The organism is Amycolatopsis sp. WAC 01375 (assembly GCF_003947325.1).
Classification (GTDB): Bacteria; Actinomycetota; Actinomycetes; order Mycobacteriales; family Pseudonocardiaceae; genus Amycolatopsis.
This window is the reverse complement of sequence record NZ_QHHW01000013.1, coordinates 125,564-143,215: the sequence shown is the minus strand read 5'-3', so window position 1 is coordinate 143,215 and position 17,652 is coordinate 125,564. Positions and strand designations below refer to the sequence as shown.

The 17,652-nt window shown below is 67.6% G+C and carries 17 protein-coding genes; 10 read left to right on the top strand and 7 right to left on the bottom strand.

Annotation, left to right across the window (positions count from 1 at the left end):
• Positions 1–28: 28 nt before the first annotated feature.
• Both DL991_RS04945 and DL991_RS04940 read left to right on the top strand, forming a co-directional pair.
• Positions 29–1,156, top strand: coding sequence for a sensor histidine kinase (locus DL991_RS04945; RefSeq protein ID WP_125781387.1), 1,128 nt, complete (start codon positions 29–31; stop codon positions 1,154–1,156).
• On the top strand, positions 1,153–1,815 hold the full coding sequence (locus tag DL991_RS04940) for a response regulator transcription factor (RefSeq protein ID WP_125781385.1): 663 nt from the start codon (positions 1,153–1,155) through the stop codon (positions 1,813–1,815). The genes DL991_RS04945 and DL991_RS04940 overlap by 4 nt, the downstream gene beginning before the upstream one ends.
• A 6-nt stretch (positions 1,816–1,821) precedes the next feature.
• Here DL991_RS04940 and DL991_RS04935 read toward each other — a convergent pair whose 3' ends face one another.
• The gene (locus DL991_RS04935; protein ID WP_125781383.1) at positions 1,822–2,700 is read right to left on the bottom strand and encodes an alpha/beta fold hydrolase; all 879 of its coding nucleotides are present in this window, start codon (positions 2,698–2,700) and stop codon (positions 1,822–1,824) included.
• Between the two features lie 201 nt (positions 2,701–2,901).
• On the opposite strand from DL991_RS04935, the gene DL991_RS04930 reads away from it, so the two are divergent.
• Positions 2,902–4,155 (top strand): HNH endonuclease signature motif containing protein, encoded by a 1,254-nt coding sequence (locus DL991_RS04930; protein WP_125781381.1) that lies wholly within the window; start codon positions 2,902–2,904, stop codon positions 4,153–4,155.
• Between the two features lie 153 nt (positions 4,156–4,308).
• Entirely contained in the window at positions 4,309–4,653 is a 345-nt protein-coding gene (locus DL991_RS04925; protein WP_233598669.1) for a hypothetical protein, read from the top strand.
• Between the two features lie 167 nt (positions 4,654–4,820).
• Here DL991_RS04925 and DL991_RS04920 read toward each other — a convergent pair whose 3' ends face one another.
• Positions 4,821–5,456: a TetR/AcrR family transcriptional regulator gene (locus DL991_RS04920; RefSeq protein WP_125781379.1), complete on the bottom strand. Its 636-nt coding sequence runs from the start codon at positions 5,454–5,456 to the stop codon at positions 4,821–4,823.
• A 98-nt stretch (positions 5,457–5,554) separates the two neighbouring features.
• On the opposite strand from DL991_RS04920, the gene DL991_RS04915 reads away from it, so the two are divergent.
• Both DL991_RS04915 and DL991_RS04910 read left to right on the top strand, forming a co-directional pair.
• Positions 5,555–7,006 carry an MFS transporter gene (locus tag DL991_RS04915; RefSeq protein ID WP_125781377.1) on the top strand — a complete coding sequence of 484 codons (1,452 nt, stop codon included), beginning with the start codon at positions 5,555–5,557 and terminating at the stop codon, positions 7,004–7,006.
• 18 nt (positions 7,007–7,024) lie between these two features.
• On the top strand, positions 7,025–8,227 hold the full coding sequence (locus DL991_RS04910) for an FAD-dependent monooxygenase (RefSeq protein ID WP_233598668.1): 1,203 nt from the start codon (positions 7,025–7,027) through the stop codon (positions 8,225–8,227).
• A 9-nt stretch (positions 8,228–8,236) separates the two neighbouring features.
• Here the strand turns inward: DL991_RS04910 and DL991_RS04905 are convergent, their stop codons facing one another.
• Both DL991_RS04905 and DL991_RS04900 read right to left on the bottom strand, forming a co-directional pair.
• Positions 8,237–8,671: a hypothetical protein gene (locus tag DL991_RS04905; RefSeq protein ID WP_233598667.1), complete on the bottom strand. Its 435-nt coding sequence runs from the start codon at positions 8,669–8,671 to the stop codon at positions 8,237–8,239.
• Positions 8,672–8,731: 60 nt separating this feature from the next.
• The gene (locus DL991_RS04900; RefSeq protein WP_125781373.1) at positions 8,732–9,178 is read right to left on the bottom strand and encodes a PPOX class F420-dependent oxidoreductase; all 447 of its coding nucleotides are present in this window, start codon (positions 9,176–9,178) and stop codon (positions 8,732–8,734) included.
• Between the two features lie 187 nt (positions 9,179–9,365).
• Here DL991_RS04900 and DL991_RS04895 point away from each other — a divergent pair, with 187 nt between their 5' ends.
• Together DL991_RS04895 and DL991_RS04890 are read left to right on the top strand one after the other, a co-directional pair.
• Positions 9,366–10,148: an endonuclease I family protein gene (locus DL991_RS04895; protein WP_125781371.1), complete on the top strand. Its 783-nt coding sequence runs from the start codon at positions 9,366–9,368 to the stop codon at positions 10,146–10,148.
• A gap of 143 nt (positions 10,149–10,291) precedes the next feature.
• A complete protein-coding gene (locus DL991_RS04890) occupies positions 10,292–10,624 on the top strand; it encodes a hypothetical protein (RefSeq protein ID WP_125781370.1) in 333 nt (110 codons plus the stop codon).
• A gap of 7 nt (positions 10,625–10,631) precedes the next feature.
• On the opposite strand, the gene DL991_RS04885 is transcribed toward DL991_RS04890, so the two are convergent.
• Positions 10,632–11,132: a GNAT family N-acetyltransferase gene (locus DL991_RS04885; protein WP_125781368.1), complete on the bottom strand. Its 501-nt coding sequence runs from the start codon at positions 11,130–11,132 to the stop codon at positions 10,632–10,634.
• Between the two features lie 341 nt (positions 11,133–11,473).
• Here DL991_RS04885 and DL991_RS04880 point away from each other — a divergent pair, with 341 nt between their 5' ends.
• Positions 11,474–13,237, top strand: a complete 1,764-nt coding sequence (locus DL991_RS04880; protein ID WP_125781366.1) for a hypothetical protein — start codon at positions 11,474–11,476, stop codon at positions 13,235–13,237.
• Between the two features lie 15 nt (positions 13,238–13,252).
• On the opposite strand, the gene DL991_RS04875 is transcribed toward DL991_RS04880, so the two are convergent.
• Entirely contained in the window at positions 13,253–15,832 is a 2,580-nt protein-coding gene (locus tag DL991_RS04875; RefSeq protein ID WP_199753832.1) for a glycoside hydrolase family 9 protein, read from the bottom strand.
• Positions 15,833–16,047: 215 nt separating this feature from the next.
• Between DL991_RS04875 and DL991_RS04870 the strand changes: the two genes are divergently transcribed.
• Positions 16,048–17,082 carry a lytic polysaccharide monooxygenase gene (locus DL991_RS04870; RefSeq protein ID WP_125781364.1) on the top strand — a complete coding sequence of 345 codons (1,035 nt, stop codon included), beginning with the start codon at positions 16,048–16,050 and terminating at the stop codon, positions 17,080–17,082.
• Between the two features lie 18 nt (positions 17,083–17,100).
• On the opposite strand, the gene DL991_RS04865 is transcribed toward DL991_RS04870, so the two are convergent.
• Positions 17,101–17,640, bottom strand: a complete 540-nt coding sequence (locus tag DL991_RS04865) for a hypothetical protein (protein ID WP_125781362.1) — start codon at positions 17,638–17,640, stop codon at positions 17,101–17,103.
• Positions 17,641–17,652: the final 12 nt, after the last annotated feature.

Sequence of the window (17,652 nt, the reverse complement as noted above, 5' to 3'; positions counted from 1 at the left end):
TTCACCCGTTCGGAATAAGCTCTGCCCCGTGGGTAACCTTCGGCGGGTCTCGGAGCTGTGGCGGCGGCGGTGTGGCCCGGTCTGGTATCTCCCGGTCGCTTTGGCGCTCTTCGTCGGTTCGCTGCTCCCCGCGTTGCACAGCCACGGCACACAGTTCGGCGGGATGCCGAACCGTCCCTACGACGTCCTGGCCGTCGCTGGAGTCGTTCTCCAGTGCGTTCCGCTCGTCGTGTGCCGCCGGTGGCCGGTCACCTGTTCCGCCCTGGTGTCGCTCGGGTTCGCCATCGATCAGTTCGGGGGCTATCACTCGTTCGCGGGCACCGCGCTGCCGATCGCCCTGCTGACCGTGGGGCTTCGGCTGGAACGTCACCGTCGCTTGGCGGCGATCGTGTTCTCCGCGGCGTACGTCGGGGCGGCGGTCGCGTTCACGCTGCTCGGTGGGACGGAGTCACTGACCGGCTATGTGACCTTCTATCTCGCGCTGGTGCTGGCGTGGGGGTTCGGGACCTGGCTGCGGTCCGACCGGGGCGCGGAGGCGGAACGACGCCTCCGCGTCGCCGAGGAGACGCGGGCGGCCGAACGAGCGCGCATCGCCGCCGAGCTCCACGACGTCGTGACCCATCACGTCACGGCGATGGTCGTGCAGGCCGAAGCGGCCCGGTACCTCACCGACGCGCGGCTCGAGCGGAGCCTGACCGCCGTCGCCGACACCGGACGGCTGGCCATCGCCGATCTGCGTCACCTGCTCGACGTGATCGGCACCGGCCACGGGGCCGAAGCGATCCCGACGCTGGTGGAGCGCACACGCTTGGCGGGGCAACCAGTGGAGTACACCGAGAAGGGCGAGCCCGAGGCACCGGCCGGAGACGCCGGTCCCGTCGCCTACCGCGTCGTACAGGAGGCGTTGACCAACGCGCTGAAACACGCCCGCGGCAGCCGTACTTCGGTGCGGGTGCACCACGGCGACGGGGAGATCACCGTCGCCGTCGACACGGACGAGTCCGGTGCGCACGCGGGGTCGCCGGACGGCGGCGGACGAGGACTCGCCGGGCTGCGCGAACGGATCGACGGCCTGGACGGCGATTTCAGCGCGGGCCGCCGAAGAGACGGCGGGTTCTCCGTCCGTGCCCGCATCCCAGCGAGGACTCCGTCGTGACCGCGCCGACCCGGGTCCTGGTCTGCGACGACCAGATGCTGGTCCGCACCGGACTGGTGACGATCATCGACGCGCAGCCCGATCTCGAGGTGGCGGGCGAATGCGGGGACGGGCGGGCCGCCGTCGAACTCGCCGCCCGCCTCCGTCCCGATGTCGTGGTGATGGATGTGCGCATGCCGGTGCTCGACGGTATCGAAGCCACTCGTCTGCTCGCGGGCGCCGGTGTGGCCGAACCCGGCAAGGTGCTGGTGGTGACCACGTTCAATCTCGACGAGTACGTCTACCGCGCACTGCGCGCCGGTGCGAGCGGGTTCCTGCTCAAGGACACCCCGCCCGACCGGCTGCTGCACGGGATCCGCACCGTGGCCGCCGGCGCGGCCCTGCTGGATCCCGAGGTGACACGTCAGCTGGTGGGCCGCTACGCCGCCAGGATCCGGCCCGCGGAGGACGAGAATCCGGGCGACAGCCCGCTGACTCCCCGGGAACTGGAAGTGCTCCGCCTCATCGCGGACGGCCTCTCCAACAGTGAGATCGCCGCGACCCTCATGATCAGCCAGGAGACCGTCAAGACGTTCGTGTCGCGCATGCTCACCAAACTCGGTCTCCGCGACCGGGTCCAGGCGGTCATCTACGCCTTCCGCCACGGCCTTGTCACCTGAACTGTCCTAAGAGGACTTCGCGGCTTCGTCGGTGACGCGCTGAATCGCGCGAACGGCGAGGTCCGGCTGGTCGACGTAGATGTAGTGCTCACTGGTCGCCGCGGTGCTCAGATTGCCGCGGGCGGACAGCGCGAGCCATTTACGCTGACCCTCGGACCACGCCCGCTCCAGGGCGGCGCCGTACTCGGGGACGGCCGCGAGATACGGCTTGCCGTGCTGGATCACCTCGACCGGGATGGTCCCGGCCGGGCGGACCTCGCCGTCGGGGACCACCAGCTTCTCCGGACCCTGCCCCGCGATCACCGCCAAGGTCTGGTCCCGCAGTTCGGCCGCCATACCGGTGGCCGACTGCGGGATGTGCTGCCGCAGATCGGCGGCCTGGGTCGGAGACGTGGCGTCCATCAGCACCAGCCCCTTGACCCGGTCCTGATGGTCGGGGGCGTACCTGCCGGCGATCAACCCGCCGAGTGAATGCCCGGCCAGCACGACCGGCTTACCGCCGGCGACCCGGTCGATCACCCCGGTCAGGATCTTCCCGGTGCTCTCGAAACTCTGCGGTCCGTCAGGCTGGTCACTGGCGCCCGCGCCGAGCCGGTCGTAAGAGCAGACCTGACCCTGCGCGGCCAACGTGTTCTGGAGCCCCGCCAGCTTCCCGACGTCGTCGCCTCCGCCGTGCAGCAGGACGACGACCGGCCGCCCCTCGACCGGATCACCCGCACACGACACGTTCACGGAACGCTCGCCGACCTTGATCTTCTGGGTTCCGGTGAACGCGACACGATCTTCCGCGGACGACTCCGATTCCGTGGCTTCGTCGCAAGCCGAAAGCGCAACACCGGCCACGGCGCAGCACAGCGCGATCAGAGCGGATGCCTTACGGGACATGATGAACTCCTGGTACAGGGGGACGATTCACGGCAACGCTACGGATCTCGCAGCCGGGAATCGTCACCATGCGGAGGACATCTGCGCGTAGCTCTCACGGGGGACAAGGCGGCTTGAATCACCCTTCAGTGTTGTTCGTTCGATTTCATTGTTGCTTAAATTACGAACGCCTGTTCGATTGTTTTGCGGTATTCTTGAGGGGTGTCCGAGACCTTCCTTCCCGAGTTGCCGCAGGAACTGTGGCGTGCTGGCAAGCTGGAGCTTGCCCATGGCGTACGGCAGTCTTTGCAGGTGATCAGGATGGCCGCCGCCGGACTGGGGCAGTTCTTGGCGGAGGTCGAGTCTCGGGGCGTCAAGGACTTGTATGGGTATGGCCGTACGGCGAACTGGTTCGCCGATGTGGCGGGGTTGTCGGTGGGTGAGGCGCGTGCGGTGGTGAATCGCGCGATCGCGTTGAACCCGACGCGTGCGTTGGACGGGACCGAGGTTCCTGCTGTCGCGCCCGCTACCGCCGCGGTGGCTGCGGAGGGTTTGGTCGGGGATGAGCGGATCGATCAGATTCTGGAGATCTTGAAGAAGCTCCCGGCCGAGACTTCTGTTGAGGATCGGGTGAGTGCGGAGAAGATCCTCGCCACTCTCGCTCGCGACGCCGGACCCCGCCAGCTCGTCGACGCCGAAGCGAACCTGCTCGCCTGGCTGGATCCCGATGGGAACGAACCGAAAGACCCCGAACCTACTGAGCTGCGCCGGGAAATCACCTTGGAGCGCCGCAAGGACGGGTTCTGGAAGCTGACCGGGCTGCTCGATGATGAGACGGGTGCTCGCACTGCTGCGGCTTTGGAGGCGTATGCGCAACCGCGGCCGGTGGACGAGTTCGGTCAAGCCGATCTGCGGATGAAATGCGAGCGCATGGGCGACGCCTGGGTCGACATCCTCGACTTGGCGATCGCCTGTCCGGATCAGCCCGGCACCAGCGGCTACCGCACCCTGCTGCATGTCACGATCGGACTCGACGCACTGAAATCCGGCCTCGGCACCGCATGCCTCGATTTCGTTGGGAGGATGACCGCCCGCGAAGCCCGCCTCGCCGCCTGCGACTGCCTGATGCTCCCGGTCGTGATGAGCGCCGCCGGTGAGCCGCTGGATGTCGGGCGGTTGCGACGGTTCGTCACACCAGGCCAACGCCGAGCCTTGAACATCCGGGATGGCGGTTGTGCCTTCCCCGGCTGTCACCGGCGGCCCAGGAACTGCCACGCTCACCACATTCACCACTGGGCAGACGGAGGTCCCACCGATCTCCGGAACCTGGTGCTGCTCTGCGGTTTTCATCACCGGCTGATCCACCACGGCGACTGGCAAGTCCGGATGGCGGGCGATGGGATACCGGAGTTCATCCCACCCCAATATCTGGACCCGCTACGAAGATCCCGGCGCAACACCCTCCATCACGTGTGACCCGAGAAGCCCGTCGGTCACACCGACGACGGGCTCCTCGTCATGCCCGCAGCACAGACAAGTCCCTGCAAGGCAATGCCCAGGCTGCTCTCGACCGAGTGTGACCGCAGGCGGCGACCCCATCGGGACGGGGCGATGCGACGGTGGTCGGGAATGGCCGCGACGTACAACCGCGGCGAGGGGCGAAGCGCCAGGCCGAGATCCCGGCACCGGTTCGAAGAAGAAGCTCAACGATCTGATGGCGCAGTTGAGGCCGACCTGAGCCAGGAATCGCTCGGCGTTCTCGTCGACTGGCGGGAGGTCGGCGGCATCTCGTTCCGCGGTGTCGCGGACGAAGACCTCACGATCACCGAGATCACCCGGCTCGCCCCAGAACAGACGTTGCCCGTGCGCTACCGGCCGGCCGTCATGGACCACTACGTCGCCCTTGCCCGGGACGCGGACCCCGCCCATGTGCGGCAGCTTTCTGACGAGATCGCGACCCGCAAGCGGGCCTGACCCGAAGCCATTGGCCGGATCATCTGCCGGTATCGGTGCCGCATCCGCCCCACAGGGGATGGTCGATCGCTCGTCCTGTCCGGAGCCCGTCGCGGACCCCGGCCCGGATCGCGCAGGCACGTCGCGGCGGGGACGTGCCCGCCGCCGCAGTGTCCGTCCATTTTGGATCAGCCGTAGGCGCGTAGGAATACGTCCACCCCGTCGTCGAGGATCGCGAGGATCTCCGACTTGCCGACCGTGCCTGCCAGGTCGTCGTTGACCACGTCGAGGACCAGGCGCATCGTCAGTGCGACGAAGTGCTGCATGGCGCGCCGCGGGTCGGCCAGCCGGAGCCTGCCGTCCGCCGCGAACTTCGCGAACCGTTCCTCCATCATCCGTTCGGGCTGGTCGCGCGCCGCTTCCGGCAGTCGCGGCGCCACGGGGGCCTGCGAACTCAGCCGCCGGAACGTCGCGTAGTCCGAGGTGGGGAACATTCCCGTCGTCACCCGCCGCGCGAAGCCGAGCAGGGCGGCGCGGATGTCCCTGTCGTCGGTGAGTTCTTCGTCGATCGCCTTGTGCACGGTCGCGACCACGGCGTCGTTGGCGCGGCCGAGGACACTGCGGAAGAGGGTCTGCTTGTCGCCGAAGTGGTCGTAGACGGTGCGTTTGGACACGCCGGCCCGCGCCGAGATCGCGTCGACGCTGGTGAGTTCGTATCCGTCCGACACGAACAACGCCTCGGCCGCGTCGAGGATGGCCGCCTGCTTGGCCTCGGCCTGCAGTCGCCTGCCCGGTGTCCGCGCGGTCGCTTTCGGGGTCGCCATGTTCTCATCGTATTCTCAGCCGCAGAAAACTGCACCGTGTAGTGTAGCTTTTGAGGCGGATACGCCGCCTTTCCTCCATCCCGCACAAGGAGTCCTTTATGCAGGAGAGCAGGATCGGCAATCCCGGCGCAGGACCGCATACGAGGTGGAACAGGCGGCTCATCGGCCTCGTGGCCGTCCTGGTCCTGGTCAACTTCATGGTCGACACGGCCATCACGGCGCCGCTGCTCGTCCTTCCGGAAATGCTCGACCACTTCGGCACCGATCAGACGGCGTGGCTCAACGCCAGCGCGATGCTGGCGGGCGTGATGTGGGCGCCGCTGCTCGGCAAGAGCGCCGACGTGCACGGCAAACGCAAGGTGCTCGTACTGACGTTGCTGCTCAGTTGCGCCGGCGCGCTCATCTGCGCGGTGGCCCCGAATATCTGGGTCTTCGTGCCCGGACGACTGTTGCAAGGGTCGGCCGTGGCCGCCCTGTTCCTCTCCGTCGCGATCGTCCGGGAGATCTGCGCGCCCCGGATCGCGATGGTCGTGGTGGGCATCGTGACCTCCGGATCCGCGGTGCTCAACATCGGTTCCCGTTTCCTCACCGAGAAACTGGCCGCGGAGTTCGGCTTCCAGATCTTGTTCGTCGTATCGGCCGTCGTCGCCATCGCGATGGCGATCTGCGTGCGCCGCGTCATTCCCGAGTCCGTGCTCAGGACGCCGGGCCGGATCGACGTCGGAGGTGCGCTGCTCCTCGGCGGCGGCCTGGCCGGGGTGCTCGGCTATGTCAGCCTCGGCTCGGAGTTCGGCTGGTTCGCCGTCGGCCCGATGGTCCTCCTGATCGGCGGCGTCGTGGCCTTGGCCAGGTGGTTCCTGGTCTCGAGCCGGAAGCCCGATTCGCTGATCGACATCCGGAACCTCGGCGCGCCTTTGGCGCTCACACTGCTCGTGCTCGTGCTCAGCACCGGTTCGTACCAGAGCATGCTCCAGCTCATCCCGCTGGTCAGCGATGTCTCGGCGGGGCAAGGGTTCGGGTACGGACTGGCGGGCCAGGGAACGCTGGCACTGCTGCTCGCGGCGCCCGGTATCGGCGTCATGATCGGCGGTCCGGTAGCCGGGGTGCTCGCCACTCGCGTCGGGCCGGCGATGACCTTGGCAGGTGGGATCGCACTCGGGACCGTGGGAACCATGGGGATGTTCCTCGGTGTCTCCCAGTTCCCGGTCGCGGTGTTCTTCGCTTTCCTGCTGGGTTTCACGGTCGGCGTCCTCGGAACCTCCGGCTTCAACCTGGCGGGCAGCCTGGCACCCGCCGAACGGCAGGGCATCGTCTCCAGCCTGGTCATGGTCGTCATCGCGATCGGCTCGGTGGTGCTGGATTTCGTGGGCGCGGCGGTGCTCAAGTCGACCACCGTGTCCGTCGGCGGCGAAACCGTGAATTCGGGAACGGGTGTCTTCACCTACATCACGATCGCTTCCGTGGCCTTCGCGATCGCGGCCGTACTCGTCGTCTTGCTGGTGCGAAAGTCTCCACACAACAACAAAACGCCCTCACCGGCGTCTCTTTGACGGAATCGGAGAATGGAAATGAACACGGCAAAAGGAACAGTCCTCGTCTCCGGAGCGAGCATCGCCGGACCGGCCGTCGCATTCTGGTTGCGGCGGTACGGGTTCTCGGTGACGGTGGTGGAGAAGGCGGGCGGACTGCGAGGAGGCGGATATCCGATCGACGTCCGGGGCACCGCGCTGGAGGTGGCCCGCCGGATGGGGATCCTGCCACTGCTCCATGAAGCGCATATCGAGACGCGTTTGCTGACGTTCCTTGATTCCACCGGCGGAGAGGTGGCGTCGGTGCATCCGCAGGCGGTGGTCGGCGGGGTCGAGGGGAGCGATGTCGAGGTGCGGCGTGGTGACCTGGCGGAGATTCTGTACGGAGCCACCCGCGACGACGTGGAGTACGTATTCGGCGATTCCATCGACGCGCTCGAAGAACACGAGAACGGTGTCGAAGTCACCTTCCGCAGCGGAACACGGCGCGCGTTCGACCTGGTCGTGGGTGCCGACGGACTGCACTCGCGCACCAGGGAACTCGTCTTCGGGCCCGAGCATCCCTATCACCGTTATCTGGGATATTGCTTCGCCGGATTCACGATGCCCAACGAGTTCGGCCTGTCGCGAGAAGGTGTGCTCTGGACCGTGCCCGGCCGCGGGGCGGCGCTCTACGCGGTCAAGGGCAGCGAGCGGATCCACGGTTTCCTGGTCGCCGCTCGCCCCGAGCCGCCGTACGAGGTGCTTCGCGACCCCCAAGCGCAACTGGACCTCATCGCCGCGACCTTCGCCGGCGACGGCTGGGAAATCCCGGCCATGGTCACCGCGATGCGCGGCGCGGACGACCTGTTCTTCGACACCATCAGCCAAATACACCTGCCGCGCTGGTCCAGCGGCCGGATCGCCTTGGTCGGCGATGCCGCCTACGCGCCGTCGTTCCTGACCGGGCAGGGTTCCAGCCTCGCCCTGGTGGGTGCCTACATGCTCGCCAGGGCACTGACCGTCCACCGTGACCACATCGCCGCGTTCGACGCCTACGAAAACGACACGCGGGGATTCGTCGAGGTGAACCAGGCGCAGGTCGGCGTGGGCGACGCGGCGCTCTTCCCGGTCACCGCCGAAGCCCTCGCGCGACGCGACAGCCGGCTGCGTGGCCTGATCACCTCGGCGCCGGAAACCGGGCGATCGGCCCATACCGCTCTCACGCTGCCGGAGCCCATCGCAGAGCCGCAGCGAGGCTGAAACTCGCGACTAGCGCGGTGTCGTCGACAACGTCGGTGTCGGCGACACCGAGTCGCGTTCGACGGAAAAGACGGCGAGGAAATAGTTCGCCTGGGCGCAGTTGACGTTCTCCCCACCGGTGAGTTCCGCGGTGAGCGTGTCGCGTTCGACGGTCAGTTCGGCGCCGTCCTCGGCGCAGCCCGGCAGGACGAAGGCGAAACCGCGCCGGTCGGCGGGCAGGACGAACGACAAAGCCCCACGGACTTCGTCCAGGTTCGTCAGCTTGGCGCGTTCGAGGGTTCGCTGGAACTCCTGAGCAGGAGCCGTTCCGAGTTCGACTGGCCGCAGGCCCGTCAACCGGGTGCTCGAGCCGTCGAGTCTCGCGAACGCCTCCAGCTTCGCCGGATCGTTGCCAATGCCACATCCCGCCACCAGCAGTAGAAGGCACGCTGCAATCCATCTCATGCGCCGAGGACGTAGCCGACCGCTCCGCCGGTTGCGCCGTTTGGGTATCTAATCGAGACGTCAGGCCTGTGTGCCTGGCTCGAGCCTTCCCGGCCGGAAGGGCTCGACGCCGACGACGTGGCGAGCGCGGGTCGGCTCGACGAGCACCTTGACCCGCCGTTCGCCCGGGATCCGCCATTCGAACCGGTCGGTTCCGACGTACTTCTTCGCCAGCCGGTCCATGCAGTGATCCGCCTCGTCGCCTTCGACGAACTCGACGGCCCGGCCCTGGATCACGACGCGGTCGTAAGGGTTGTCCGTGTCCAGGCATGACAGCGACACGCGGGGATCGCGGCGCAGGTTCTCTTCCTTCACCCTGCCGACGGCGGTGTTGAACACGATGTGGTCGCCTTCGAGGTCGATCCACATGGCGGACACCTGGGGTGAGCCGTCCCTGTTCACCGTGGCCAGGTGCCAGAACTTCGGTGCCGCGATCCAGCCGCGGATCTGCTCGTTCAGCCCAGCCACGCGGCCCTCCAGTGAGTCCGGATCAGGACGACGATTGTCGCGCGGACGACCGCGGATGTCGACCGACGGAGTGGTGCCTATTGACACCCATGACAGTATTTTTCCAACTAGACGACTAGTGCGTTGCCGGGGTTGTGGCTGAACAGACGACGATCCGGGTCGGCGCCTCTGGGGAGAGGACCTGTCCATGCAGCCAACCCGTCGTATCTCTCTCGTTCTCGCACTCGGCGCCGCGGCGGGGATCGCGTTCGCGTCACCGACCATGGCGGGGCCGTCCACCGCCGCGGACGACTACTACCAGGACGCGCTGGGCAAGACCGGGCCCGAGCTCAAGGCGGCACTGCACGGGATCATCAGCACCAACACCAAACTGACCTACGAACAGGTGTGGGACGGGATCAGGGCCACCGACGAGGACCCGGCCAACCCGGCGAACGTCGTGCTGCTCTACAGCGGCCGCTCGCAGGCGAAGACCGCCAACGGCGGCGAGGTCGACGACTGGAACCGCGAGCATGTCTGGGCCAAGTCGCACGGCGACTTCGGCACCGCCGTCGGACCCGGTACCGATTTGCACCACCTGCGAGCGGAGGACGTGTCCGTCAACAGCACCCGCGGGAACAAGGACTTCGACGCCGGTGGCTCGCCGGTCGGCGAGGCGCCGGGGAGTTCGACCGACGACGACTCGTTCGAGCCGCGGGACGCGGTCAAGGGCGATGTGGCCCGCATGATCCTGTACATGGCCGTCCGCTACGACGGCACCGACGGTTTCGCCGATCTCGAACCCAACGACGCCGTCGACAACGGCTCCAAACCCAACATCGGCCGCCTCTCGGTGCTGCTGACCTGGAACACCCAGGACCCGCCCGACGCCGCCGAGCAGCGTCGTAACCAGGTCATCTACGACCGGTTCCAGCACAACCGCAACCCGTTCATCGACCACCCGGAATGGGCCGCCTCCATCTACGGATAGCGCCGCCGCGGCGAGCTCCTATCGCCCCAAAAGGCAGTTTGCGTGGTCCCTTGGACGATCCCTTCGAACGCGTCAAATGTGTGCCGAGGACAATATCGTCCTTTCTTGTCTCATTCGGCCATATTCGCCGCACGGAGGAAATCATGCGAAAGAGCATTCGGAGGATTGGCGGCGCGGTCGCCGCGACGGCGGTTGCGGGCGGCGTCATGGTCGCGGCCGCCGCGCCTGCACAGGCGAGCTTCGTCACGCCGGTGTACGGGATGACCTGCGACACCGGCTACAACTCGAGCTATCGGGCCTGGGGAGTCTGCTGGGCGCCCATTCCGGCGAAGTGGAAGCTGCGGGTGGACTGTACGTTCGGCGGAACGTACGACACGATTTGGCACTACCCGCCGCAGAACGAGTGGTACCGGATCGACCACCACGTCAGCTGCAACATCGGCGTCAACTCGGTCCACGTCGTCGAGGGGACCTGATCGGTGGTCAACGAGTGAGCTTCCGGTGGAAGCACACCCGGTCCTGGCCGGGGCCGTCGTAGTCGCTGTGCAGGGGGAGGCCGTCGGCCACCCGGTCGCCGGTTTCGAGCGTGAACCCCATGGCCTGGTGAAAGGCGATGGATCCGGTGTTGCCCGGCGAGGTGACCGCACGGACTTCCGTGCGGCCCGCCTCGGCGGCGCGCTGGAAGAAAGTCGTATACAGGCGGCGGGCCGTTCCCTGGCCGCGAAGGTGCGGATCCACTCCCACGAAATGGATGTACGCCTCGGTGGCATTGTCCGGTGCGTGGAAGCCGACGAGGAATGCCCTGATGCCCGCTTCGTCCTCCAGGACCAGGCTCGTGCTGGAGAAGAATTGCAGGAAAAGTTTGGGAAGCAGAAGCGAAAGCTCGCGAGCCTGAGCGGGATTGCGCGAATCGCCCCACCATTCCTGTACGCATTCGACGATCGTGCCGTGGTCGGAGACATGAGCTCGGCGGGGCTCGGGCATAGCATTCCCTTCTCGGAAGCCAGGGCTTGACGATCTTGGTTCGACACCGTTTCTACCAGGTGTCGACCGAGGTGGCACGGCCGCTCGACGGTGATTTTCCACCATGCCCGTGAGTAACACCGAATACGTACGCGTGAATTCATAGCACGGTGCTGGAGCGAGAGATCGTTTTCCCGTGCTGTAGAATCCTGACCCTGGGTGATGATCATCGGCTCGGCGTTGTGTCGGCGGATCATCTGTTGAGAACACTGGGGTTTCTCGGACTATCCGTGATGGATGAGCTGGACGCTGCGGTCCGTGGCTCCGTTGCCGGATTTCCGGACAAAGCAGGGGAGTAACACGTGTGCAGCGTTCAACTGACCGATCCGCCGTCGGTGGCGGATCCGGGCGGCCGCGACGGGGACAGACCGAGCGGCGATGGCCGGGCGTCCACGCGCCGGGGGATCCTGAGAGCCTCCCTCTCGGTCATCGTCGGCACGGTGCTGATCGCCGTCCACGCGAGCTTCTACGGCAACTGGATGATCGATGACGCGGCCATCACGTTCGCCTACTCCCGGAACCTCGCCGACGGCTTCGGGCCGGTGCTGCAGCCGGGGGCCGAACCCGTCGAGGGCTTCTCGAACCCGGTGTGGATGGCGCTGCTGGCCCTCGGCAAGCTGCTCGGCCTGTTCGACCACGGCACGATCTTCGGCGTCCCCGATTACGTCCTGTTCCCCAAGGGATTGGCACTGCTTTGCTGCATGGCCATCCTGGCACTGGTGTACGTCGGGGCGAAGCGCCTGACGCCCCGGCCCGCCTTGGTCACCCTGATCGCCGGGACGGCGCTCGCGGTCAATCCCTCGTTCGTCATCTGGTGCTTCTCCGGTCTGGAGAACTCGGTCTACGCCCTCATGGTCACCGCTCTCGCCGTGGTCATCCTGTGCGGCGTCGACTCCGGCACGCTCCTGACCGCGAAGATCGCCATGTCGGCAGGCGCGCTCGCCGCCCTCGCCGGGCTGAGCCGTCCGGACGGGGTCATCTACGCGGCCGCGTTCCCGATCGTGGTCGCGCTGTTCACCCGCCGCGGCGGCGTGCCTCCCGCCATCCGGGCGGTGCTGCTGTCCGCCGCCGGGTTCGTCGTCCCCTTCGGCGGCTACCTGCTGTTCCGCTGGATCGAGTACGGGCGTCTGCTGCCCAACACGGCGATCGCCAAGGCACAACCGCTCCCGGCCATCACGGACATCGCCAAGGCCGGGACGGTCCTCCAGTACGCGGGCTGGCTGCTGGTCGCGGTCGCGGTCGTCTGCCTCGCGCTGGTGATGCAGAAGCCGTCCAAACTCCGCGCGGGCGTCGTCGCGCTCCTGGTCCCGTTCGCGTTGTCGGTGATCGCCTTCTGCGTCCTCCAGGCCGACTGGATGGGGCAGCTCCGGTTCGCGACCCCGATCTGGGCGCTGGGTGCGCTCGGTGGCGCGATCGTGATCGTCGAGACCCTGCGGAAGGCGCGTATCCGAGGCCGGATCCTGCTGACGGCCACGCTCGTCGTCGCGACGGCGTCGTCGATCAGCGGATTCCACATCCAGGGCAAGAGTTACCGCGCCGTCCCGAAGACGCCGTTCTGCAGCGTGGTCGAGCGCGACGCCAGGGTCACCAACGGCGTGGCGGATCTCCTCAAGCTGCCAGGCTCGGCGAAGATCGGCGTGATCGACCTCGGCGGGATGGCGCTGGTCAGCAGGCTCCAGGTGGTCGACCTCGCCGGTCTCGCCGACCGCGTCATCGCCGACTACCTGAGCACCGCCGATTTCGCCGGAGTGCGACGCTACGTCTTCGACGAGCTCAGGCCGGAGCTGATCTCGTTCGTCGGCACCTGGGACACCACGCTCGGCTTCGCCCAGGACGAACGGTTCGGGCAGGAGTACGAAGTGCTCTACCGCAGCCCCCGTGACCCGTCCGCGTTCGGTGACGTCGGAGTGTGGGTGCGCAAGGATCTCGTGCGCGACCCCGCGGTTCTCGCCGCGGCACAGCGCTACGTCACCACCGAGACGCAGAAGGTCGTCGCGGCGAACTCGGTCGCACATCTGCGGTCCTGCGGGGACACGCTCCGCCCCGGCCAGACACCCCGGCCCTGACACTCACCCCGGCCACTAGGGCGCGCACCGCCCGCCGTCGACCGCGAACTCCGCCGGCGACCGGTGCGCGCCCGTGCCGTCCGCGTTGAAACCGATCGACACCGACGCGCCCGGCGCGATCCGGGCGTTCCACGGCGCGTTGCCCGCCCGGACGGCCGCGCCGGTCTGACTCCACGTGGCGTTCCATCCCTGCGTGATCCGCTCCTCGCCGTCGAACGCGAAGGTCAGGGCCCAGCCGTCCCATGCGGTCGTGCCGGTGTTCTTCACGGTGAGCGCCCCGGTCAGGCCCGTCTGCCAGGTCGAGGCCGTGTACGTCACCTGACAGTTCGCCGCGGTCGGAGGCGGGGCGGAATGCTCGGCCACCCAGTTCGACAGCCACGCGAACGCCGAGTTCCAGTTGACCGTGACCTCGTTGAGCGAGTACGCCTCGATGTGGTCGACCCAGCACCGTTGCGGCGCGCAACCGGGCAGCAGCCGCTGCGCGACCGGGTCCTGCAACGCGCTGTTGGGCCCGCCGGACAGGACACCGGGCGGCGCTGTCGGCAGCGACGGGGCCAGCTGGTTCGCCCAGTGCCGGTGGTGCACGTTGCGTACCGGCCGATCGCCCCAGCCGGAGACATACGAGAAACCGACCGGATTACGGCCCAGCAGGTAATCCATCGTGGCGAAAGCGCCGTCCCGGTACTTCGCCGCGCGGGTGAGGTCGTGGGCAAGGCCCAGCACCATTCCGTTGTTGGCGACCAGCCCGTTCGATCCCCACTCGTAGCCGCCGTCGCCGGTCCGGTACGGCGCCGGATGCCCGGCGGACGCCATGGTCGCGAGGTGTGCGTCCGCGGTCGTGACGATCGCGGACCGGATCGGCGCCGTGGGCACGTCGCGCGGTGTCAGTACCAAGGACACGTCACCGAGCGCGCCGGTGGCTCCCCAGTCGAATCCGCGAGCGTTGAAGCTCTTTCCCCCGAACAGCGGTGAATTCGTCACGTCCGTGCGGTAGCGGCCGGTGGTCACGTACAGCTCGGCCGCGGCCCAGTAGAACTCGTCGGTCACCGTGGGATCGCTGTACGAGCCACCGCCGATGCCGTCGTCCGGGTCGGCGATCATGCCGGGATGCGCCTTCGCCGCCGCGTACGCCTTCTCCGCGGCTGAAAGCGCGCGCGCCGCGAAGGCGGCGTCGTAAGGCGCCCACAGCCGCGAGGCCTGTGCCGCCACCGCCGCGAGGTTCAGGGTCGCCGCCGTGCTCGGCGCGGACAGCCTGCGCGGCTGGGCATCCTCGTGCGGCAGCGTGGGCAGGCCGGTCCATTGCTCGTCGTGGATCTTGTGGTGGGCCATCCCTGCCAGCGGCCGCCCGTCGGGGACCTGCATGCTCACCAGGAATTCGAGTTCCCACCGCGCCTCGTCGAGCACGTCCGGCACGCCGTTCGACCGCTCGGGAACGGCTAACGTGCCGTCGCCGAGCGCCGCCTTGTCACCGAGCAGCGCGGCACGCTCGTAGGCGTTCTGCAGCTGCCACGCGGCGATGCCACCGTTCACCACGTACTTGCCGTGGTCGCCGGCGTCGTACCAGCCGCCGCGCACGTCGAGGGTGTACCCGCACTCCAGGCCCGCCCGGCAGGGTACGTCGTCGTCCCCTCGGTTCGGCGCCACGTTCATGTGTCCGGCGGGCCGCGCGTACTCGGCGCCCACGTACCGGGCTTCGATCGGGGTGCCGCTGCGCTGGTGGTAGAAGAACGCGAGCGAGTCGGACCGCAGCCCGGTCATGGCGTTCGCGGAGATGTCGAACGGGTGGCTCACGTCGGCGCCGACGCTCAGTGTGTAGCCGCCGCCAGGCCGGTCGTAGGACGAGAAGTCGATGACGTGGACGTTCTCGTTCGATGCGGCGTCATGGCCCTTCGGAGTGGTCTGGCCGGTGGTGACGGAGGTGCCCGCGCCATCGCGCAGCGTCCACGTCAGCGGGGTGGCCGACCCGGTCGCGAGACTCGCCTGTTTGGGCAGGCCGGGCACGTAACCGACCTGGTTCACCCGCAGCGGGCCCGCCGGTTCCACTCCCGGTGGCGGCAGCACGCCGCCGGCGAGGGACACGTTGTCGACGCAGATGGTGTTGTCGAAAGACTGTCCGCCGAACCAGAACGCGAACTGACCGTTACCCGCCGCCGGGAAGTCCACAGTGGACTGAAAGGTCAGGGTGAAGGTCTGCTTGGCGGGGGTGATGGCCACGTCGGTGCGCGCGAGTTGCCGGTACGGGGCGACGGACTCACCCGCGACCGCCGAGATCCGCTGTTCGACGACCGCCCGCGCGTCGAACTTCATCGTGTAGGTCTGGCCTGCCTCGTACGGCACGCCGTTCTGACCGGACAAGGCGTCGTACCCGTTGGCCGTGCCGCCGGTGACATCGACGCAGTATTCCCCGCCGGTCACCGAGGCGCGGGTGTTCGCGCCTGCCCACCAGGGTTCGCCGCCGCCCGCCGAGAAGTCGCCGTTCACGATCCGCTCGTACCCGGCGGCCTCCTCCGCGGCCGAGGACGACGCTTGCGGAACGACCGCGACACCCGCGACGAGTCCGGCGGACAGCACTACACGCCAAATGTCGATCACCACGTCGTGATCCTTTCGAAGGCCGACTAATTGGGAGCGCTCCCACAATCTAGCCCGATATCCCGTCGCGGGGAAGACCGCGCTCCGGAATCACTGATGTCAAGCCATTCTCACTCGTTCGGCCTGTGTCGCCGTTATTCGAGTCGCGCTATGGTGCCAACGGCTGGGAGCGCTCCCAGTATGGTCGGAAAGAAGGCGCTATGCGACACGGAAAGGCAATGACCGCGATGCTGGCCGTCGTCACGACGATGGCGGCCTGCCTCGTGACCGCGACCCTGAACGCACCACCGGCGTCGGCACACGGCGCGATGATGAAACCGGGCAGCAGGACTTTCTTCTGCTGGCAGGACGGATTGACCCCGCAGGGCAACATCGTGCCGAAGAACTCGGCCTGTAAGGCGGCCGTGGGGCAAAGCGGGGAGAACTCGCTCTACAACTGGTTCTCCGTGCTCCGTTCGGACGGCGCGGGCCGGACCAAGGGATTCATCCCGGACGGGAAACTCTGCTCGGGCGGGAATCCGAGTTTCGCGGGCTACGACCGCACCGGGAACTGGCCGATGACGCATCTGACGGCGGGCGCGTCGTTCGGCTTCTCCTACAACGCGTGGGCCGCCCACCCCGGCTGGTTCTACCTGTACGTGACCAAGGACGGATACGACCCCGGCCGCGAACTGCGTTGGGACGACCTCGAGGAGCAGCCTTTCCTCACGGCAGACCATCCGCAGGTGAGCGGCAACGTCGGCAGCGTCGACGGCCAGTACAAGTGGACCGGGAACTTCCCGTCGGCCAAGTCGGGCAAGCACGTCGTCTACTCGGTGTGGAAGCGATCCGACAGCGCCGAGACGTTCTACGGTTGCTCCGACGTCGTGTTCGACGGCGGCAACGGCGAGGTCACGGGCGTCGGCGTGGTCGACGATCCGCCCGATCCCGGCGAGCCGCCGAACGGAGCGTGCACGGCCACATTGGCGAAGACCGGCAACTGGAACGGTGGCTACCAAGCGGAAGTGACCGTCACCAATCCGGGCAAGGCGCCGCTGTCCGGCTGGCGGGTCGGCTGGACCGTCCCGGCGGGGGAGACGATCACGAGCGTCTGGAACGGCACACTCGCCATGGACGGTGCCGGCACTCGCGCCACCGTCCGAAACGCGGAGTGGAACGGGTCGATATCGGCGGGTACCACCCGTTCGTTCGGCTTGACCGCCACCGCGACAGGGAGTGCCGCCACTCCGGAGCTCACCTGCTCCAGCCCGTAGCGTCCGGGGGACCACGGCTCAGTGGTGCCCGTGCTCCGGGTTGGCGAACACGCATCCCGCGACGTCGGCGGGAACCTGATGCACTCGAGGATCGAGGGAGCCGCATCTGAAGTAGTACAGGCCCAGCTCACCGACGCCGAGAAATCCCGCGGAGATCGCGAACCCGTTACCGAAGGCGAAGGCCGGTCCGTCGGCGATCCGGCCCGCCGTCATCGCCGAATGCCACGATTCCTGGAAGCGCCGCTGCTCGTCGCCAGTGAACAGGAAGAGTCCGACGACCGGGAATTCCGGGGAAACCCGGCAGGTGGCCCATTCGGACACATGCGGCTGAAAGCGGGCGGCGATGTCCGGCCCGACGAACGTGCGCAGCTCCGCGGGATCCCGGCGGGAAACGTCGGCGCAATCGCCTGCGTTGTCACGGATCCAATCGACAAGATCGTCCATTGTGGTCAATCGAGTGCCGAGCGCCTCGGCGCCGGCGGTGGCCTTCGGCGCCGGTGCGGAACAGCCCGCGAGTATTCCGGCGGAGATCAGCAAAGTGGTGGCGAGTCGCCTCATGCTTTTCAGCTC

Excerpts from the sequence above, each read along its gene's own strand:
- DL991_RS04935 (WP_125781383.1), bottom strand. The coding sequence starts at position 2,700 with ATGTCCCGTAAGGCATCCGCTCTGATCGCGCTGTGCTGCGCCGTGGCC.
- DL991_RS04925 (WP_233598669.1), top strand. The coding sequence starts at position 4,309 with ATGGCCGCGACGTACAACCGCGGCGAGGGGCGAAGCGCCAGGCCGAGA.
- DL991_RS04920 (WP_125781379.1), bottom strand. The coding sequence starts at position 5,456 with ATGGCGACCCCGAAAGCGACCGCGCGGACACCGGGCAGGCGACTGCAG.
- DL991_RS04915 (WP_125781377.1), top strand. The coding sequence starts at position 5,555 with ATGCAGGAGAGCAGGATCGGCAATCCCGGCGCAGGACCGCATACGAGG.
- DL991_RS04910 (WP_233598668.1), top strand. The coding sequence starts at position 7,025 with ATGAACACGGCAAAAGGAACAGTCCTCGTCTCCGGAGCGAGCATCGCC.
- DL991_RS04905 (WP_233598667.1), bottom strand. The coding sequence starts at position 8,671 with ATGAGATGGATTGCAGCGTGCCTTCTACTGCTGGTGGCGGGATGTGGC.
- DL991_RS04895 (WP_125781371.1), top strand. The coding sequence starts at position 9,366 with ATGCAGCCAACCCGTCGTATCTCTCTCGTTCTCGCACTCGGCGCCGCG.
- DL991_RS04890 (WP_125781370.1), top strand. The coding sequence starts at position 10,292 with ATGCGAAAGAGCATTCGGAGGATTGGCGGCGCGGTCGCCGCGACGGCG.
- DL991_RS04885 (WP_125781368.1), bottom strand. The coding sequence starts at position 11,132 with ATGCCCGAGCCCCGCCGAGCTCATGTCTCCGACCACGGCACGATCGTC.
- DL991_RS04870 (WP_125781364.1), top strand. The coding sequence starts at position 16,048 with ATGACCGCGATGCTGGCCGTCGTCACGACGATGGCGGCCTGCCTCGTG.
- DL991_RS04865 (WP_125781362.1), bottom strand. The coding sequence starts at position 17,640 with ATGAGGCGACTCGCCACCACTTTGCTGATCTCCGCCGGAATACTCGCG.